The 16,104-nt window shown below is 54.7% G+C and carries 17 protein-coding genes; 9 read left to right on the top strand and 8 right to left on the bottom strand.

The features are described 5' to 3' along the window. Window positions 1-4 precede the first annotated feature (4 nt). The 3 genes from NDI56_RS21180 to NDI56_RS21170 form a co-directional block, all read right to left on the bottom strand. The gene (locus NDI56_RS21180; protein WP_310921748.1) at window positions 5-193 is read right to left on the bottom strand and encodes a hypothetical protein; all 189 of its coding nucleotides are present in this window, start codon (window positions 191-193) and stop codon (window positions 5-7) included. After that, window positions 190-441 (bottom strand): hypothetical protein, encoded by a 252-nt coding sequence (locus NDI56_RS21175; RefSeq protein ID WP_310921747.1) that lies wholly within the window; start codon window positions 439-441, stop codon window positions 190-192. Before NDI56_RS21175 ends, NDI56_RS21180 begins: the two co-directional genes overlap by 4 nt. Before the next feature lie 369 nt (window positions 442-810). Next, complete coding sequence (locus NDI56_RS21170) at window positions 811-1,176, bottom strand: DNA-binding protein (RefSeq protein WP_310921746.1); 366 nt, start codon at window positions 1,174-1,176, stop codon at window positions 811-813. 131 nt (window positions 1,177-1,307) lie between these two features. Here NDI56_RS21170 and NDI56_RS21165 point away from each other — a divergent pair, with 131 nt between their 5' ends. Further along, the gene (locus tag NDI56_RS21165; protein WP_310921745.1) at window positions 1,308-1,559 is read left to right on the top strand and encodes a helix-turn-helix domain-containing protein; all 252 of its coding nucleotides are present in this window, start codon (window positions 1,308-1,310) and stop codon (window positions 1,557-1,559) included. On the opposite strand, the gene NDI56_RS21810 is transcribed toward NDI56_RS21165, so the two are convergent. Continuing rightward, on the bottom strand, window positions 1,556-1,771 hold the full coding sequence (locus NDI56_RS21810) for a helix-turn-helix domain-containing protein (RefSeq protein WP_417936055.1): 216 nt from the start codon (window positions 1,769-1,771) through the stop codon (window positions 1,556-1,558). The genes NDI56_RS21165 and NDI56_RS21810 overlap by 4 nt on opposite strands. Window positions 1,772-2,098: 327 nt before the next feature. On the opposite strand from NDI56_RS21810, the gene NDI56_RS21160 reads away from it, so the two are divergent. Next, on the top strand, window positions 2,099-2,281 hold the full coding sequence (locus NDI56_RS21160) for a hypothetical protein (RefSeq protein ID WP_310921744.1): 183 nt from the start codon (window positions 2,099-2,101) through the stop codon (window positions 2,279-2,281). A gap of 306 nt (window positions 2,282-2,587) precedes the next feature. On the opposite strand, the gene NDI56_RS21155 is transcribed toward NDI56_RS21160, so the two are convergent. Beyond that, the gene (locus NDI56_RS21155) at window positions 2,588-2,935 is read right to left on the bottom strand and encodes a hypothetical protein (RefSeq protein ID WP_310921743.1); all 348 of its coding nucleotides are present in this window, start codon (window positions 2,933-2,935) and stop codon (window positions 2,588-2,590) included. 403 nt (window positions 2,936-3,338) lie between these two features. Continuing rightward, the gene (locus tag NDI56_RS21150) at window positions 3,339-4,055 is read right to left on the bottom strand and encodes an AlbA family DNA-binding domain-containing protein (RefSeq protein WP_310921742.1); all 717 of its coding nucleotides are present in this window, start codon (window positions 4,053-4,055) and stop codon (window positions 3,339-3,341) included. Between the two features lie 304 nt (window positions 4,056-4,359). On the opposite strand from NDI56_RS21150, the gene NDI56_RS21145 reads away from it, so the two are divergent. Next, entirely contained in the window at window positions 4,360-4,704 is a 345-nt protein-coding gene (locus tag NDI56_RS21145; protein WP_310921741.1) for a GNAT family N-acetyltransferase, read from the top strand. 60 nt (window positions 4,705-4,764) lie between these two features. Here NDI56_RS21145 and NDI56_RS21140 read toward each other — a convergent pair whose 3' ends face one another. After that, window positions 4,765-5,784 (bottom strand): hypothetical protein, encoded by a 1,020-nt coding sequence (locus NDI56_RS21140; protein ID WP_310921740.1) that lies wholly within the window; start codon window positions 5,782-5,784, stop codon window positions 4,765-4,767. Window positions 5,785-6,459: 675 nt separating this feature from the next. Here NDI56_RS21140 and NDI56_RS21135 point away from each other — a divergent pair. The 5 genes from NDI56_RS21135 to NDI56_RS21115 all read left to right on the top strand — a co-directional run bounded on the left by NDI56_RS21135 (window position 6,460) and on the right by NDI56_RS21115 (window position 13,370). Further along, a complete protein-coding gene (locus tag NDI56_RS21135) occupies window positions 6,460-7,956 on the top strand; it encodes a type I restriction-modification system subunit M (protein ID WP_310921739.1) in 1,497 nt (498 codons plus the stop codon). Then, window positions 7,949-9,253, top strand: a complete 1,305-nt coding sequence (locus NDI56_RS21130; RefSeq protein WP_310921738.1) for a restriction endonuclease subunit S — start codon at window positions 7,949-7,951, stop codon at window positions 9,251-9,253. Before NDI56_RS21135 ends, NDI56_RS21130 begins: the two co-directional genes overlap by 8 nt. Then, window positions 9,246-12,224, top strand: a complete 2,979-nt coding sequence (locus NDI56_RS21125; protein ID WP_310921737.1) for a type I restriction endonuclease subunit R — start codon at window positions 9,246-9,248, stop codon at window positions 12,222-12,224. Before NDI56_RS21130 ends, NDI56_RS21125 begins: the two co-directional genes overlap by 8 nt. Further along, window positions 12,217-12,942, top strand: coding sequence for a M48 family metallopeptidase (locus tag NDI56_RS21120; protein WP_310921735.1), 726 nt, complete (start codon window positions 12,217-12,219; stop codon window positions 12,940-12,942). The genes NDI56_RS21125 and NDI56_RS21120 overlap by 8 nt, the downstream gene beginning before the upstream one ends. A 224-nt stretch (window positions 12,943-13,166) precedes the next feature. Then, window positions 13,167-13,370, top strand: coding sequence for a hypothetical protein (locus tag NDI56_RS21115; RefSeq protein WP_310921734.1), 204 nt, complete (start codon window positions 13,167-13,169; stop codon window positions 13,368-13,370). 41 nt (window positions 13,371-13,411) lie between these two features. Here NDI56_RS21115 and NDI56_RS21110 read toward each other — a convergent pair whose 3' ends face one another. After that, window positions 13,412-14,002, bottom strand: coding sequence for a DUF8170 family protein (locus tag NDI56_RS21110; protein ID WP_310921733.1), 591 nt, complete (start codon window positions 14,000-14,002; stop codon window positions 13,412-13,414). Between the two features lie 286 nt (window positions 14,003-14,288). Here NDI56_RS21110 and NDI56_RS21105 point away from each other — a divergent pair, with 286 nt between their 5' ends. Further along, window positions 14,289-15,356, top strand: a complete 1,068-nt coding sequence (locus NDI56_RS21105) for a winged helix-turn-helix domain-containing protein (protein ID WP_310921732.1) — start codon at window positions 14,289-14,291, stop codon at window positions 15,354-15,356. Window positions 15,357-16,104: the final 748 nt, after the last annotated feature.

The raw sequence follows: 16,104 nt of genomic DNA, 5'->3' as shown, positions 1-16,104 counted from the left end.
CGGGTCACCCACTGCTGGGATAGTCACATCCAGGCGCCACGCACCACCACTCTAGGCGGACCGACCGAGCGCCGACGCTGTACCGATACTGGTCGTATAGCGCGGCGACTGCGTCGTACTGCCCGGTCCAGGCTGTGTAGTGGGCGACGCCGCCGACGTCGTAGCCAACCCGCCACAGATGCAGGTCGGTCACGGTGGCCCCTCCAGTACTGGCGAGGGCGCGACGTCGTCGCTGGGAACCCAGTAGGTCTCGATTGCGTCGGCCCGCAGAACCGCCTGGACGACCGGCTTCGTGTGGCCACGGCGCAGTCGCTGGACGGTCTCGCTGGCCAGATCGGCCAGCAACGCCGTCCGCAGCCGGTCGTCCTCGACGTTGAGGACGAGCATGTGGGGCCGACAGTCCAGAGCCTGACAGACGACGATAGCGCCGGGATGAGTCATGCCCGACCACCCCGGCGGGCACTGCTGGCCCAATGTTTATTCCGGCACAGGCCTGCCGACTCGGACTGGGCCCGGACAGTGTGTCTGCCGCTGTTCGTCCACACGAACGGTTGGTCCGGAGCCTGTGTGTCTCGGGCCGGTCGGTGGGTACGGCCGGCCAGTCCTCGACCGGGACTCCTGTCGGCTAGAACGGTTTTTGAACTATGGGCGAACTCTCGACTGCGGGCACACGACGGGCTGTCAGCGACACGGCCGGTGCCGACTGGGCATCGCCGGCGCCGGCTGGAGGCACTACCACTGGGCATGTGGAGGGCCCGTGCCCGGAATCGAACCGGGCGACGCCGACCACGGCACGGGCTCTCGGTGCGGTTATTCTAGTTCCGTATCGGGCACCAGTGCCTGGAGATCCAGCGCGTTGACGAATTGGCCGTGGGTGGCCAAACACTGTTTGCTAGCGTCGGTGAGTCGATAGGGGGTTCTGTAGGCACTGCTGCCGTCCCGTGCGAGCAGGCCTGCCTCGACCAGCTCGCCGAGATTGTGATACACTCGAGAGCGAACGACATCGCGGGGGTAGCGGGCCCCGAGCCACTCCTGCAAGGCGACGCCGTAGGGCGACTCGTCCAGGCGGTCGTGGGTGACGACGCCCAGCAGGAGATCGCGCTGGAAGCCCGAGCAGGTGTACCACTGGGCTGGCGGGCGATGCGACTCCTCAATCGATGAATCGCGTGTTGTCATGAGTGGGCGACGACACCGCTTGATTCCGGGTGACGCGTATCCGTATCTTATAATTCTGATTCCTTAACTTTTGCTATTAGTAAAACGATAGCACCACAGGCCTTTATTCTCACCCATGCGCACGAACGGACGTGCCTCCCGGACCAGACCCTGCAGCCACACCGCGCGAAATTCTTTTGTTTATGACGCAGTCTCCGGACCCAGCATTTACAGCTGCAGAAATCGCTGAAGAATTCGATAAGACTCGGCAGTGGGGCGACCAACAGCTGAAGAAACTGGAGAGCGATGGTCTGGTTCAAAGTAAGAATCCTGGTGGTCGAGCACGATTCTACTGGATTACATCAGCTGGTCAGCAGCATTTAATCGACACCCGCAATGGCTAGGGGTGCTCAACCCACCAGATAACGGTATTCCGACCCGATTTCTTCCGGTTGAGGTGTCCGTCATCATGCAATGTCTGTAACCGATTGTGTGCCCACTGCCGCGTTAGATCGAATGCATCTGCGACTTCCCGAGCAGTCAAGAAAGGTGCATCTGCGGCTGCGAACAGTGCGAGGATCTCCCTGTCCGAAACGGTCTGCTTCCCCCGTGTCATAGCAGCCTATCTGTTTACCAATAGCAAAAATTTTATGGCGGTCCAAATACAATGTATAGAATAGGAACACACGTGCTGCTGGGCGATTTCTACAGTTTAGGAGATTGCCCCGGTGTTGGCGCACCGAGGCACGTGGTTCCGATACGAACCAATGGCAACTACGCAGCGCACCGGCAGTAAAGCTGTCGGCACGGTAGATGCACAGGCACAGGACACTGATCGCTCTGTCGTCGTCGACGTCGTGACCGACGATCTTCGGCTAATCGACTGGGACGTCTTCCGCACTGTTTCTGAGTGCTCCGAAGACACGATTCATCGGCTCCGCGCATGACCGAACTCACTGCCGCCGATGCGAAGGGGTTCGTGTACGAGCCTGTTCGTGGTCCCAAGCGAAAAATTGAGTTCGAGCCACGGTGGGATGGTGGCTTCGAGCGCGTTGAGGCCGTCTGGAACGGGTGTCAGTGGCGGGTGACCGGCCGGGAGGTCTTGACGACGATGCGGCGAATCTGAGCTGTTACTGGTTTTCTTGGGAACTCGCTCGTGAACCGGTGGGCATTTTCACTGGCTTTAACCAACACTGGCCGCAATCAACTGCCATTTGTTGGTTAACATTATCTGCCTTGACCGGCCTCCAACCCTGCGGTCTAATCCTTACTGCGGTGCGGTTGCACAAGCATCCCGAACGCGCGCCCGAGTGCCGGATGGGTGAAAGCCCGGCAGCCACTGCAGCCCGGAACACAGCGTAGCGTCCTCGTTCCGGCGAGGGAGGGCATGAGTGCGGGTTCTAAAAGGCCAAAATCTGCACTGATAATAAACCTACAATAAATCAAGGTCGTCGTCGGTCTCTATCTCGCCATCCCACTGATCTGCAGCCCGTTGCACGCCGAATTTTCGTTCAGAAATGCCCAGAATTCGATTTTCAAGCTGGTCGATATAATCTTGTAGCTCTTCTTCACTCTCAATAACATAATAGCCGTTGTTACTTGAAGCGATTGGGATTTGATCTTCAAGCATAATTTCTCGGATCATCATTCGCGTCTTCGGGAATGAGCCGACCTCATTCTCTTCGAGTCGCTCACTAATTTCACGAGAAGAGATAGGACTATCAGCACCGCGGTGTTCTAACAACATTTCTTTGACTAATTCTCGGGCATCATCAGACATGGTATATCAATGCGTAACTAGATACATAAATCACTAGCTAAATCATACATATCAAGAGTATAGAATACGGAATCATTGCTTGCTGTAATAATGGCTACCCAATTCGTTTGCCAATAGGGTGACCAAATAATCATCATCCGTATCCTCAGCTGCTCTTATTGCCTCCGCTAATGCTCTATCCAAGTCCGCATTCGACTCTATATCATATTCGCGCTCATCTGGCACTTCAATTGGCACTGGTTTTCGGACTGTTGTTGGGCAAAGTTGGCGGGACATATAGCGTAATTATATTTTATCGTATCTAGTCTTTTCGGTACTAACCGATGATAGTTAGACAAATCTATCCATCTATAATTGGGAATAAAACCGATTGTGATTTTATAGTAAGGTGAGTGATTGAGACTTACGAAGAATCATCGTAAAATCGTTGGATCTCTCCACCGGTAAGATAGGTAGTGGTAGTACCGGCACGACTAGGAACACAGTGTTTCTCGTTTCCTGGGTTATATGTCCGCAGTGTACTGAATTGCTCCACCCTGAATATAACAACTCTTCCTTCGCCAATTTCTTCTTCAGAATATTCAATATCAAAAGGAGGGTCTGCAAGTTCCACAAGACACTGATTTACGCTTTCCTCCCACTGGTCAGGGTCATCAACGGTCTGTATTTCAATGTCCTCACCCTGTTCACTAGCACCGATTACCAGTGTTCCACCTTCCGTATTACCAAGTGCTACCAACTCCTTGACAATAGTAGCTCGATCACTCCGCTTGTCCTTTAGTTCAAAATCTCTCGATTCCCCTCGAAAAACCATAGTCCCGACTGCCCGTTGAACTCCCAATTTACGCTCGTTAATTCCCCTAGCTCGTTTTTCAAGCTTATCGACATAATCTTCTAGTTCATCTTCATCTTGTATTAGATAGTACCCATTTGAGTTACTGGCGACCGGCAGTTCTTCCTCCAAAACTAATTCTGAGATTAATTTGCGAACTTTACTGGGGGCTTCATCGGTTTCATGATTTAATTGTTCACGAATCTCCCGCGACGTGATTGTATTTGAGGACCCCTGATGTTGCTCGAGGATCTCAGCTATGCGCTTTTTCACCTCTTCGCTATTCATATATAATCAACTGTTTCTTGTGCATGATTTACTATCATTTGTGGCATGCTTCTTCCCTTGGTGAACCTGTTTGTTTACCCAGAACTCAGGCGCTTTCATTTGGATAAATTCCAAGCGAACTTTATTTGGACAGGAGATGTGGTCTACAGCTTCAGCTTTTCTGTCAACACCCAATTGATTTCCCATTCGACCTTGGCTCAACGGCCGTAGGTATGCTGGAATGTATGTGACCATTGTCCGGACAATAGGGCTTCATGCTGAAATTTTATGTCCATATATGCCGCTCAGAATACTAACCCCTGCAATGGTACAGCTCCAGTCGAACAGGGTCATGCACGATGGTGTTGAAATCGGCCAGTTCGTTTTCGAAGACAACCATATCGAGAAACTGGACATCAAGCATGAGTATCAAAATAAGGGATACGGAACTGAGGCTCTTCGATTATATTTGAAAAACATGGTCTCACAAAATTACGATGTGGTGACCACTACTCCGGTTACATCCTCTGCGATGGCCCATATTCTGGAAAAACTCGGTTTTCAGCGAATTTCAAATCCCGCTCAATATGATTTTCTCGATGGCAATATCGAGGAGAGGTACCTAAGCTGTTATATCCATCATAGGGGCACTGCAGACGGCGAGGAGTGAGCTACTCACAAGTGTATAAACAGGAACCAGGTTTCGACAGAGTGTAACCACCCACAAGACTCACTCAAACAGACTCGTAGTCCCGGTTTCCCCACCGGTCACCGTTGTCAGGAATCCGTGAGCTGTCCGCGACATCTCGGACAGAACCGGCAGATCAGCTTCCTCAGCAACCGAATCTAAATCAACGGTCTTCCGAACCGGTGCTTCCCCCTTGGTCAGCGAAATCGTTTCTTCGGAGCCATCTGTTTCGACAGTGAGCTTCACGTTATTGTAGGCGACGCCGTCGATTTCCTCGAACGCGTCGTCCTCAGACTCGTACCACGCCCGCAACTCATCAACGACGACGCCCATATCTCCGCCACTGGATGGCCGGAACTCGATGGCTTGGCGCATCTCTGACTGGTCAAACACCGGGCCAAAGGCGTCGTGTAGGTCCGCGGGTCGTCGCTCTTTCTCCAGTCGTAATCGTGTGGTCCGATCAGCATCCTCCAGTTTTTCGAAGATTGCCGGTGTCGTGACTGGCTTCATCGAGACACCGAGCTCATCAGCATACGCATTCTGGACCCAGTCAGCGAAGGCCCAGTGAATCGGTTTCTTCAGCCCATACCGGCGAGACCGCTCCAAAATGATGTATGCGGTCGTGGGATTCCCACGTGGCATATAGGCCATGAAATACAGCGGCTTTTCCTCTGAAGTGTCGACATCGCGGCCACGTTCCTGCCGTACGCCACTTTGTCTGTCGACCAGATTCCGTGCCACCCCGTAGTTGCCCAAGTAGAGATTCCCCTCGACGACCTGCTCGTCGGCTGCCCACTCTTCACTTACCTCCAGTGTGACGTTGTCAAACTGGTCGAATCGTTCGCCAAGATCCGCTAAGGAGCCTTCCTGTTCGTCACAGAACGCCGTAAACAGCTCGGCAAACGTGTCTGCATCTACCGGAGTCGATCCCGACTCCATCGATGTAATATCCCGCTGAATATGTGTCTCGTACTGTCCGAGGTCCTGCAAGTTCCACAGGTCGTCTGGCTCGCCCTGTCGATGCAGCTGTACTTTGTACGGAATGAGTTTGGTTGCTGCCATTGGGATACAGTCTCCAGTCTTGTTCAGTGGGAGACACCTGACAATTCGGGGATATGTGTCTTAATGGTTAGTATACCAAAGTGAAACTGAAACCCACACTGATGGAGTTAACAATATTAGTCTGAAGTTGCATACTAGAGTACCCAATATCGCACTAAAATTGGAAACTGCATTACACAATCTGCGAGCGAAACAATACTAAACGACAATAAGTGGGACGTCTCAGACAATGTGCGATGATACTGCAGTCTTTCGGGGTCGAACTTTCCGTAGTGTACTTCGGTGCCGTCTCAGGTATCTTGTTCGGGCAATTTCTCGTCTATTACCCAACAGAGTGCCGCAAAAACCGGTCTTTGGTGGGTGCCCCAGTCCTGACAAACCACCACCTTGCGGTCCAATCTTTACTGCGGGAGAGCCCTGTCCCGAGCGAGCGCCCGAGTGCCGGATGGGTGAAAGCCCGGCAGCCACGCCAGCCCGGAACACAGTGCCAGCGTCCTCGTTCCGGCGAGGGAAGACGTGAGTGAGGGTTCAACGGACCTCGTACTGGACTGCAACATGAGGCAGCCCCGGTGAATATCGTGAATCTTGACGCTGATACGTATTTTCTCAAAACACTAGCGCCGGAGTAAGCCACCGACCGCTGGACCTAAGACACTGACGGCGTATTCACTTGCTATGTCGCTGAAGCTCGAAGAGCTTGATTCTCACCTCTTCAAATGCGCCGATATCATTCGAGACGCCGTCGACCCAACTGATTACAAGGAATTCATTCTCCCGCTCGTGTTCTACAAGGCGATGTCCGACGAGTTCGAGAAGGAACGCGAGGACATCGTCGAGGAGTACGGCGAGGACTTTGCAGACGATAACGAACTCTACGACGTGCCTGTTGTCCCGGAAGGCCATCGATGGGACGATCTCCGACAGACCAGCGACAACGTCGACCAGGCTATCAACGCGGCGTTTGACGAGCTGATTGCGGAGAATCCGGAGCTTGAGGGCATCTTCAATGCCAGCTACACCGACGCTGACGCCCTCACCGACGACCGCCTGACCAAGCTCCTGGAACATCTCGACACCTACGACCTCGACCGCGACAGCGTCCCGCCGGACATGCTCGGCGAGGCGTACATGGACCTCGTGCGTCACTTCGCCGAGGAAGAGGGCAAGTCCGGCGGGCAGTTCTTCACGCCGCCCCACATCGTCCAGCTCTGTATCCGACTCGTCGACGAGTTCGAGGACGGCATGACGTTCCACGACCCCACTGTCGGCTCCGGTGGGATGCTGACCGAGGCGTCGAAGTACTACCGCGAGGAGCAGAGCGGCGACCCGTCGAAGCTCACCTTCACCGGGCAGGAGATCAACCCCGACATCGCGGCGATTGCCCGGATGAACCTCGCACTGCACGCGCTGAATGGTGAGATTCGCCGCGAGGACTCGCTGCTACGGCCGGCGTTCACCGACGGCGACGAACTGGAGCGGTTCGACCGTGTGCTGGCTAACTTCCCATTCTCGGCAGACTGGGCCAAGAGCGACCTGCAGGACGACCCGTATGGGCGCTTTGATTGGCATGAAAAGCTTCCCCGGGCCGACCGCGGTGACTACGCCTTCATTATGCATATGGTGAAGCAATTGAAAACGCCAGAAAGTGACGACACGGGTGGAAAGGCGGCTATCGTAATCCCCCACGGTGTGCTGTTCCGGACACACGAGAGTCGCTACCGGAAGCCGATGTTGGAAAATGATATCGTTGAGGCTATTGTCGGTCTTCCCGAGAACCTCTTTCAGAACAACGGGATTCCCTCAGCAATTCTGGTGTTGAATACCAACAAGCCCACTGGGCGTGACGGAGAAGTGCAATTCATTCATGCCGCTGATGAAGGGTTTTATAATGAATTATCGAATCAAAACGAGCTGACCGAGGAGGGGTTGGACCACATTGTTGAAAACTTCCGGAGCTGGACAACTGAGGAGCGTGTCAGTCGGACGGTGGAGTTGGATGAGATTCGGGAGAATGATTACAACCTCAACATCGCGCTTTACGTCGATACGACCGAGTCAAAGGAAGATATTGATGTGGAGAGCGAATTGGCGAAATTGCAGGAGCTGCAGGCTGAACGGGACGAGATAGGAGAGACGATGATGGAGCACATGGAGGCGCTGAAATATGAGTGAGGATGCTACGTTGGATGACTTTGCTGACACAGACCAAGTTGAAGATGAAGGCGGTATTGTTGAAATCGAAAAACCAGATGAAGAGAGAGAATTGTTTGGTCTAGGAAAAATACCGGCAGAATGGGACATTCACCCGCTTTCGGAATCTACCGAAATCATTCCTGGAAACTCACCCCCGTCATCAACCTACAACGAGGATGGTGAAGGTCTGCCATTCTTCCAAGGTAACTCGGAGTTCGGTCATTTCCATCCAGTGGCAGATACATGGTGTTCTGACCCACGGAAGGAAGCTAAGACGAATGATGTGCTAATGAGTATTAGAGCGCCCGTCGGAGACTTGAATATTGCTGACCAGCATTGTTGTATCGGGCGAGGACTTGCGGCATTCCGACCCGAGGATATAAATGGACTGTATCTATTTTACCACCTTGCAGAACGCAGAGGATGGCTCTCACGGCTTGCTACAGGAAGTACATTTAAATCTGTAACAAAGAGCGACCTTCAGCATCTTGACCTTCCGGTCCCCCCGATTAAAGAACAACGCAGAATTGCTACCGTACTCTACGCGGTTGATCGGGCGATTGAGAAGACGGATGAAATTATCGAGCAGACTAAGCGTGTTAAATCGGCAGTATCACAACATTATTTCGAGGATTATGATACAATCCGCCGTGAAGAAAATCCAGACTCTGTGGATATGGTAGAACTCTCAAATCTAGTTAACTTTAAGCCTGGAAAAGCATGGAAAACTGACAACCTATCTGAGGAAGGTCTGAAAATCGTTCGTATTAGTAACCTCACGGGCGAAAAAGAGGCATATTGGCAGTACGACGGTGACTATGATGAGAAGCGAGTAATCGAAGATGGAGACCTGCTCTTTTCTTGGGCAGGAATGAAATCCTCAATTGGAGTCCACATCTACCATGGTGAAAAAGCACTTCTTAATCAACATATCTATAATCTTGACCCAAAAACCTCCATGGGACGTGAATATCTCTATTATTATCTCGATTACCGAATGAGCGATTTATATTCATTATCTCAAGGAGGAGCAGTTCAGATTCATCTAACAAAAGATATTATAGAGAGAATTCTTGTTCCAAAAATAGACTCAAAGAAGCAAGAGGCGGTCGTGTCCCATCTTTCCGAGATAGATGATGCCCTCCAGAATGAAATCAACCAAAAGAACCGATTAAAACGCCTCAAACAGGGTCTAATGCAAGACCTCCTCTCTGGCAAAGTCCGAACGACCGACACTAACATAGAGGTGCCCGAACATATCATGCAGCATGGTTAGTACCCCGTCCGAGGGTGGCGTCGAGCGCTCATTTCTCTCGTGGCTCGATGGCCTCGGATGGGAGACACACGGACAAGGTGGCGACTGGGGTGCGAACACGCTGGACGACGCCTACGAGCGCCGGAGTAACGAGGTAATCTACTGGGACCTGCTCGAAGAGCAGGTAATCAGGCTCAACGACGACGTGACCGAGGACAACGTCGGGAAGTTCATCTCCTCGCTGAAGCGCGACCTCGACACCGAGAACCTGATGGACGGGAATCAGGCGTTCCACAAACTGCTCACCAAGGGCAAGACGCTCTCCGTCCAGCGTGACGACGGCTCGAAAGACACTGTCTACGTCGACTTGATTGACCACGAGATACCGGAGACCAACCGCTTCCACGCGGTCAATCAGTTCTCCGTCTCGCGTGGCGGGACGACCATCCGACCCGATATCACCCTGTTCGTCAACGGCATCCCGCTGGTGACGATGGAGCTGAAGAGCCTCGCCCAGGACAACGACTACTACGACGCTATCAGCGACCTCCACGCCTACGAGGACGATATCCCCCGGCTGTTCGTTTCAGGGCTGTTCAACGTCGCCGCCGACTCGACGGAGCTGCGCTACGGTGGCGTCGGTGCGCCCACGCAATTCTATATGAAGTGGGCCGACGCCCCGCCGGAGTACGCTGACGAGAACAGTAACAAGCAGGCCATTCAGGCGCTGTGCAACCCCGAGACGGTGCTGGATATCCTGAAGAATTTCGTGTTCTACGAGCGCCGGGCCGGCGGCGACGCGAAGATTATCCCGCGGTACATGCAGTACTACGCGGTCAACGAAGTCCTCGACCGCGTCGAGGAAGGGGAACCCAGTTCTGAACCCGAGGAGGGCAAACTCGACCGCGGGCTCGTCTGGCACACCCAGGGGTCGGGAAAGTCCTTCACCATGCTCTACGCCGCCGAGAACCTGCTCTCTCGGGGCGCGCTGAGCACGCCGCAGGTGTTCATCATCGTCGACACGGACAAGCTCGCTAGCCAGATGCGGGACACGCTCTCGAATATCGGCTTCGAGCAGTCCGTCGTCGCCGAGAGCATCGACCACCTGCAGGAACTCATCGAGCAAGGCCAGAGCGGGGTCGTACTCACGACCATCCAGAAGTTTCAGGACGTGGAGCCAAACACGCAGGGCAACGACGAGGTGGTCGTGCTGACCGACGAGGCCCACCGCTTCATGGAGAAGGACCTCGGGAGCCGGCTCAAGGCCGCCATCCCGAAGAACTTCCACTTCGGTTTCACCGGCACCCCTGTCCGAGAGGGCGAGGACGAGGACGACAAGAACACCTTCCGGGAGTTCTCCCCCGAGGGCGAGCAGTATCTACACCGCTACTCGGTCAAGCAGGGAATCGATGACGGCCTGATTCTGCCCGTGTTCTTCACGCTCCGGCATCAGATGGAGTGGAACGTCGACGAAGCGGGCCTCGACGAGGAGTTCGAGCAGCAGTTCGCTGGTCTCACGACCGACGAGAAGCGAAAGTTCATCAAGGATAACGTCACCAGTCGGGACTTAGCCGAGCTCGAACCCCGCGTCGAGCGTATCGTCGAGGAGATCGACGGCCACTACGATGGGGTCGAAAAAAACGGCTGGAAAGGGATGGTCGTGACACCGAGCCGTGAATCCGCAGCGATGTACGGCGAGCGCCTCATCGAGCGCCGCGGCGAGGACGAAATAGAGGTACTCTACACGGCGACGAGCGACGACAAAGACCTCGTCCAGCAGTTCCACACCGACAACGACGAGCGCGACCAGATTGTCAAGCGGTTCAAAGAGGAAGACGACCCGAAGCTCCTCATCGTCCACAATATGCTGCTGACGGGCTTCGACGCGCCGGTCCTGAAGACGATGTATCTCGACCGCAACCTGAAGAACCACAACCTCATGCAGGCTATCGCCCGGACCAACCGGGTGGCTGAGGGGAAGGAGAACGGCGAGATTGTCGACTTCCAGGGCGTCTTCGAGAACATCGAAGAGGCGCTCGACTACGACGCGGAGACGCAGGCCTACGCCGCTCGCGACAAGGCGGAACTCTTCGACGAGCTGGAGGAGCAACTCGAATTTGTCCTGGACATCTTCGACGACATCCCCAAGGACGACACCCAGGAGACAATCGACCAGTGTCTCGCTCGTGTTAGCACGCACCCGGAGAAGGGCGACTTCAAGCAGGGGTTCCGCCGGCTACAGAACCTCTATGAATCTGTCTCCCCCGACGGCAGGCTCGTCGAGGAGGGGATTCAGGACGAGTACACGTGGCTCGCTCGCGTCTACACCGCCGTCCAGCGGGAACACAACCGCAAGGACCGCCCAGAGGACGCGATGCGGGAGAAGACCAAGGAGATAATCGAAGAGCACGTCGACGTCGGCGAAATCAAGCGGGACTTCCCCGTCTACGAAATCGGGACCGAACACCTGGAGGCAGTCGAGGACATGGGCGAACCTGCGACCGCCGCGACCAGTGTCGCCCACGCGACTCGCGACCATCTCCAGCCACGGACGGGACAGAACCCCCGCTATCAGCGCCTGAGTGAGCGCGTCAACGCCATCGTCGAGGAGTGGGAGCAAGGCGACCGGACCGACCCGGAAGCCGTCGAGGCGCTCAAAGCAGTCGAAAGAGAGGTACTCGACGTCGACGAGCAGGCCGGTGACGAGAGCCGGGAGCAAGCGGAGTTCGCTATTCGCACTCACCTGACCGAGGAGCTGGACGACGCAGTCGACGACGAGCAAGCCGAAGCGATTGTCGAGGATATCGTCGAAGAGTTCGAAGACCGCGTCGACCACGAGTACCCGGGCTGGGAGCGCAACCAGACGACAGTCCAGGAAATCCACAAGCTCCTACTCGATGTACTGCTGAAGGATCACAAGCGCCCCGAGCTAGCGAAGGATGACGCCCTCGTCGACTCGGTCCGTGGGTACCTCATCGAGAACTATGTCTGAAGCGGACGCGAAACGTGAGACATCACTGGCAGGGAAGTCTGTAGAGTACGAAATTCGCCGGAGTGCCGACGCTGCAGAGCCCCGAATCGACGTCGACATCCGCGGTGTTCAGGTGACCCTTCCCGAGGACTCGGAGGAGGACCCGGATGAACTGTTGCGTGAGAACGCGATGTGGGTGCTCGAAAAGAAGTCGAAGTACGACCGGCACCGACAACAGGCCCCTGACCGGGCCTTCGAACCGGGTGCGACGTTTCCATATCTTGGTGAGGACCACACGGTCGTCGTTGAGCCAGGGGTCCGTCATGACGCCGTCGACGGAGAGATTCGGCTCCGGCAAAGTGCCGTTACCCAGTCGTCGCTGAAGCAGGTGCTGGAAAACTTCTACCGGACGCATGCCCGGGAGCATCTGGCCGACCGTGTCGACCACTACGCTGACGAAATGGGTGTTGAGTACAAGCAGATTCAGCTCCGCAATCAGCGAACGCTCTGGGGCAGTTGCTCGACGACGGGCACGCTCAGTCTCAACTGGCGCTTGGTCATGGCGCCGCCAGAGATCATCGACTACGTGGTCATCCACGAACTTGCCCACCTGATCGAAGCCAATCACACACAGGAGTTTTGGCGGATTGTCGGCGAGTACGAAGCCGAGTACAAACAGCATTCAGAGTGGCTTGAGGCGAACAGTACGACTCTGATTTTTTCTGAAGCAGACCTCTGAACTGCGGCGACCAAACTACACGACCAAGGGTTGTCCCGATGTACCTCTGTCTGCAAACTAAGATACCCGTCAGTAATTATCCAGTAGCGTGGATACATTTTTGAGCCAGAGTATAATAGGACGATTGTCGCACCGGTAAACCAACTTACTGCCGTTGGGAAACAGCAGGGTGCAACCCCCTGGAAGGGATTGGGCAGTACGCCCAGTCGGCGGGCAGAGTACTGTTGAAACTCAGCACAGTTGTGGTGACGGGCGGCATGGAGGAGATACTACTATTCACGATTAAGCAAATGGCACACAAAATATTCGAACTGATTGACGAGGAGTACAGCGTAACAGAAACAGCGGCCAAGTGGAGCGAAAAGGTCGTCAGCGGGCTGAAATCCAGTCTGAATCTCCAAACCCTTCTCCCGTCGTCGAACTACTGAGAGCCATCGCTGTGCCCGTACCTATCGCAACGAGACTACCCTCAGATCAGACCCTGAACGAGGTCTTCGTACAGTTGCTCGTACTCCTCGATTGTCTCCCACTCGTGAAGCCGATCATGATACTCGACGATTTCGAACACTCCGAACGCTTGCATCCAGCTGTAGATGTCTTTCTCCACGTCGTCCTCGTATTCCCGTTTGAGCAATTGCGTCTTGTCGAGATACGAACGGCGTCCGATGAGCAGGCCGTGTTCGATAAGTTGCCCGCCATGGTCGTGTTCACAGACCGCCAGAATATGATGTGAGTCCGCAGCAAGCAACTGGAACTTCAGGATAGCATTGAGCGTCGCGTCCACGTCCGCGATGAAATCATCCATCGTGTAGGCGACGTAGTTCGGCCCCAACTCCCCATTGATATAGGCTTTGAGCGATGTGAGGCGCGCTCTGTCTCCGTCCGCAAAACTTCCCAGAATGAAGAATCTGTGGTCTGCCCCCGCCGCAAGACTGGCCCAGTCAGCCTTGTAGTGTGTGAGCGCTTCGTAGTCTCTCGGACGGAGAGATCCAGGATACTGACGGCGGGCCCGCGACAGGAGCGTATCATCGTCCTCTGGATCAGAGGAGGAACCTGACATTATGCAGTATTAGTCGCCCCTATTTAAAACGGTTTCGACCAAATTGGTTTTGACCATTTTGGTTGCAGCCAAAACGTTTATTCGCGTTGCAGTGGTACACTGGTACACAGACGACGTTACAACAGCCTCGCTTCACCACCCTTCGACGACTCACCAGCCCGGAGGTGGTAAAGCAGAGCTACGTGGTAGAAGCGCCAGTCCGGAACGGGCCCCTGCCAAGGCACGACCCTGGACTAATCAAAACAAACCTACGGTGGGGCAACCCGCCGTAGTCGCTACGCACCCTATGTCCAACGGCCTAAAAAAACAGCCAGACGCCCACAATGAGTCCACCGACCGACGAGAGCAACTGAATCTCATCACACAGGAAACTAGATTCGTCCTGATCCAGAACATCCTGTCCCATCCTGAGCAGCTGCCGACGCTCAAAGAGCTGGACTACGTGAATCCTGGCAAAAGCCAGAGCACGATTCGGGAACATCTGGAACGGCTCATCGAGGCGGACATCGTCGAGGAAGTCACGTTGCCGGAGGACAAGCGACAGCGCGATCTCCCGTGGCAGTTCTATGGGCTGACAGCGGCTGGACGACAGTTGCTGGAAGACGCTGATCTGCTCGGTGCTGAACCAACGCTACAAGATATGTATTCGATGTTGGAGACGACACCACAGATCGAGAAGTACGCCTCTGCCCCCCGTCCGGATCGGGAGGCGAGTGGGTCGACCAGTGGCATCGACCCGCTGCGTGAGTATATCGAGAACACGGGCAACAGTGAAACAGTCACTGATCAGATTGCCATTCTCACAACCCTGACTGAAGCGGGTATTGGCCCTGACCACGAGGGCGTTACGCGACAAGAGATTACTGAGCGCATTGGGTTTGACCACTCACCAGGCACCGTTATTCAGCATCTCGTGGATAGTAATCTTCTCGAAGCAATCGAGCCCCCAGGCCCGTCAACCTATGCGATTAGCGAGCGACGACAAGAGATCATCAATGGCGAGGTTGAGGAGACGGTCGAAGAGGAGCTCGAAAACCTGATCGATGACATGGTGACGTATCTTGATGAGCCAATTGTTTCGGTTGATGAGTTCCAGTCGGGAGATCGAGTGATTATGTCAGATGGGTCCGGTGAAACAATTCGCTCTATTCTTTCGGACGAATTCGATATTCCACGGAGTGATGTCGAGACGTATCTGAGGGACGGAGACCGTCTATCGAAACTGAATAGAGCTGTCGATGCGATTGAGGACAGTCAGGGCGTTGACCCGGATGGAGACTACGGACGGATTGTTTTTCGAGCTCCTGCTCAACGCTACCGACTCACTGAGACGGCGGTCGAATTGGCTAGATAGAATACATTCGAGTTGGATTGATAACATCTGTGACTATGTCATGATGGCGCGACGTACCACCTCATACATCAAGGACAACAGGCTGTATCGGGTTAACCAACAGACTAGCTATAGTATCGCCAGCGTTGGTTAACAATTTGACTCCATACGAACTCACTCCCGCCCCACCGCATACCCGACACCGACCACCAGACCGGTGAGATGCCCAAGTACGGCCGTCCGCCCTACTGCCAGAATCCCAACCGCTTGCCCGATGGAGTACACGGTGATAGCCAGTGGGACCGCCACCATGACCGCATACCACGCCGTTCGTAGCGTCGCTGGCTCACGCCACGCAGAGTCGGTCGTGTCCAGTTCCAAGACGTCTCGATACGTGAGAACAATATGCCCCATAGAAGCCCGCGAACGCGAGTGCAACACGACTCACGCCTAGCCGTGCTCTCTCCCCGCCGAGCTAAGCGTCACCGACACCAGCGCCGTCGTGACGAAGAAGCCAGAAGCTTGACGGCCCGCATGTGTTGCTCGCTCTCGCCGGCGAACAGCCAAGGAAGACAACATTCCCGAGGAGATGGCTCAGATTGTACGGAAGGTCATGCGAGATAATCGCAAAGACAAGCCCTGGCGACAGCACCGGGAACGATTCTGTCGTGAACACCCACTCCACTGTGCGACCGTTCAGCCAAGATACAGCGTCCCGAGCTGGATACCATACCACAACAGAATCGCCAGAACCAGCAACAACATTACT

Origin of the sequence: Halomicroarcula saliterrae, assembly GCF_031624395.1 — an archaeon.
GTDB lineage: Archaea > Halobacteriota > Halobacteria > Halobacteriales > Haloarculaceae > Haloarcula > Haloarcula saliterrae.
The sequence above is the reverse complement of the archived record's forward strand: the minus strand, read 5'-3'. Positions and strand labels throughout refer to the sequence as shown.

What these genes read in the sequence shown, in the direction of transcription:
- NDI56_RS21160 (WP_310921744.1), top strand. Translation starts at nt 2,099, where the DNA reads ATGACCGAACTCACTGCCGCCGATGCGAAGGGGTTCGTGTACGAGCCT.
- NDI56_RS21120 (WP_310921735.1), top strand. Translation starts at nt 12,217, where the DNA reads ATGTCTGAAGCGGACGCGAAACGTGAGACATCACTGGCAGGGAAGTCT.
- NDI56_RS21175 (WP_310921747.1), bottom strand. Translation starts at nt 441, where the DNA reads ATGACTCATCCCGGCGCTATCGTCGTCTGTCAGGCTCTGGACTGTCGG.
- NDI56_RS21130 (WP_310921738.1), top strand. Translation starts at nt 7,949, where the DNA reads ATGAGTGAGGATGCTACGTTGGATGACTTTGCTGACACAGACCAAGTT.
- NDI56_RS21150 (WP_310921742.1), bottom strand. Translation starts at nt 4,055, where the DNA reads ATGAATAGCGAAGAGGTGAAAAAGCGCATAGCTGAGATCCTCGAGCAA.
- NDI56_RS21110 (WP_310921733.1), bottom strand. Translation starts at nt 14,002, where the DNA reads ATGTCAGGTTCCTCCTCTGATCCAGAGGACGATGATACGCTCCTGTCG.
- NDI56_RS21810 (WP_417936055.1), bottom strand. Translation starts at nt 1,771, where the DNA reads ATGACACGGGGGAAGCAGACCGTTTCGGACAGGGAGATCCTCGCACTG.
- NDI56_RS21170 (WP_310921746.1), bottom strand. Translation starts at nt 1,176, where the DNA reads ATGACAACACGCGATTCATCGATTGAGGAGTCGCATCGCCCGCCAGCC.
- NDI56_RS21105 (WP_310921732.1), top strand. Translation starts at nt 14,289, where the DNA reads ATGTCCAACGGCCTAAAAAAACAGCCAGACGCCCACAATGAGTCCACC.
- NDI56_RS21140 (WP_310921740.1), bottom strand. Translation starts at nt 5,784, where the DNA reads ATGGCAGCAACCAAACTCATTCCGTACAAAGTACAGCTGCATCGACAG.
- NDI56_RS21155 (WP_310921743.1), bottom strand. Translation starts at nt 2,935, where the DNA reads ATGTCTGATGATGCCCGAGAATTAGTCAAAGAAATGTTGTTAGAACAC.
- NDI56_RS21145 (WP_310921741.1), top strand. Translation starts at nt 4,360, where the DNA reads ATGGTACAGCTCCAGTCGAACAGGGTCATGCACGATGGTGTTGAAATC.
- NDI56_RS21125 (WP_310921737.1), top strand. Translation starts at nt 9,246, where the DNA reads ATGGTTAGTACCCCGTCCGAGGGTGGCGTCGAGCGCTCATTTCTCTCG.
- NDI56_RS21135 (WP_310921739.1), top strand. Translation starts at nt 6,460, where the DNA reads ATGTCGCTGAAGCTCGAAGAGCTTGATTCTCACCTCTTCAAATGCGCC.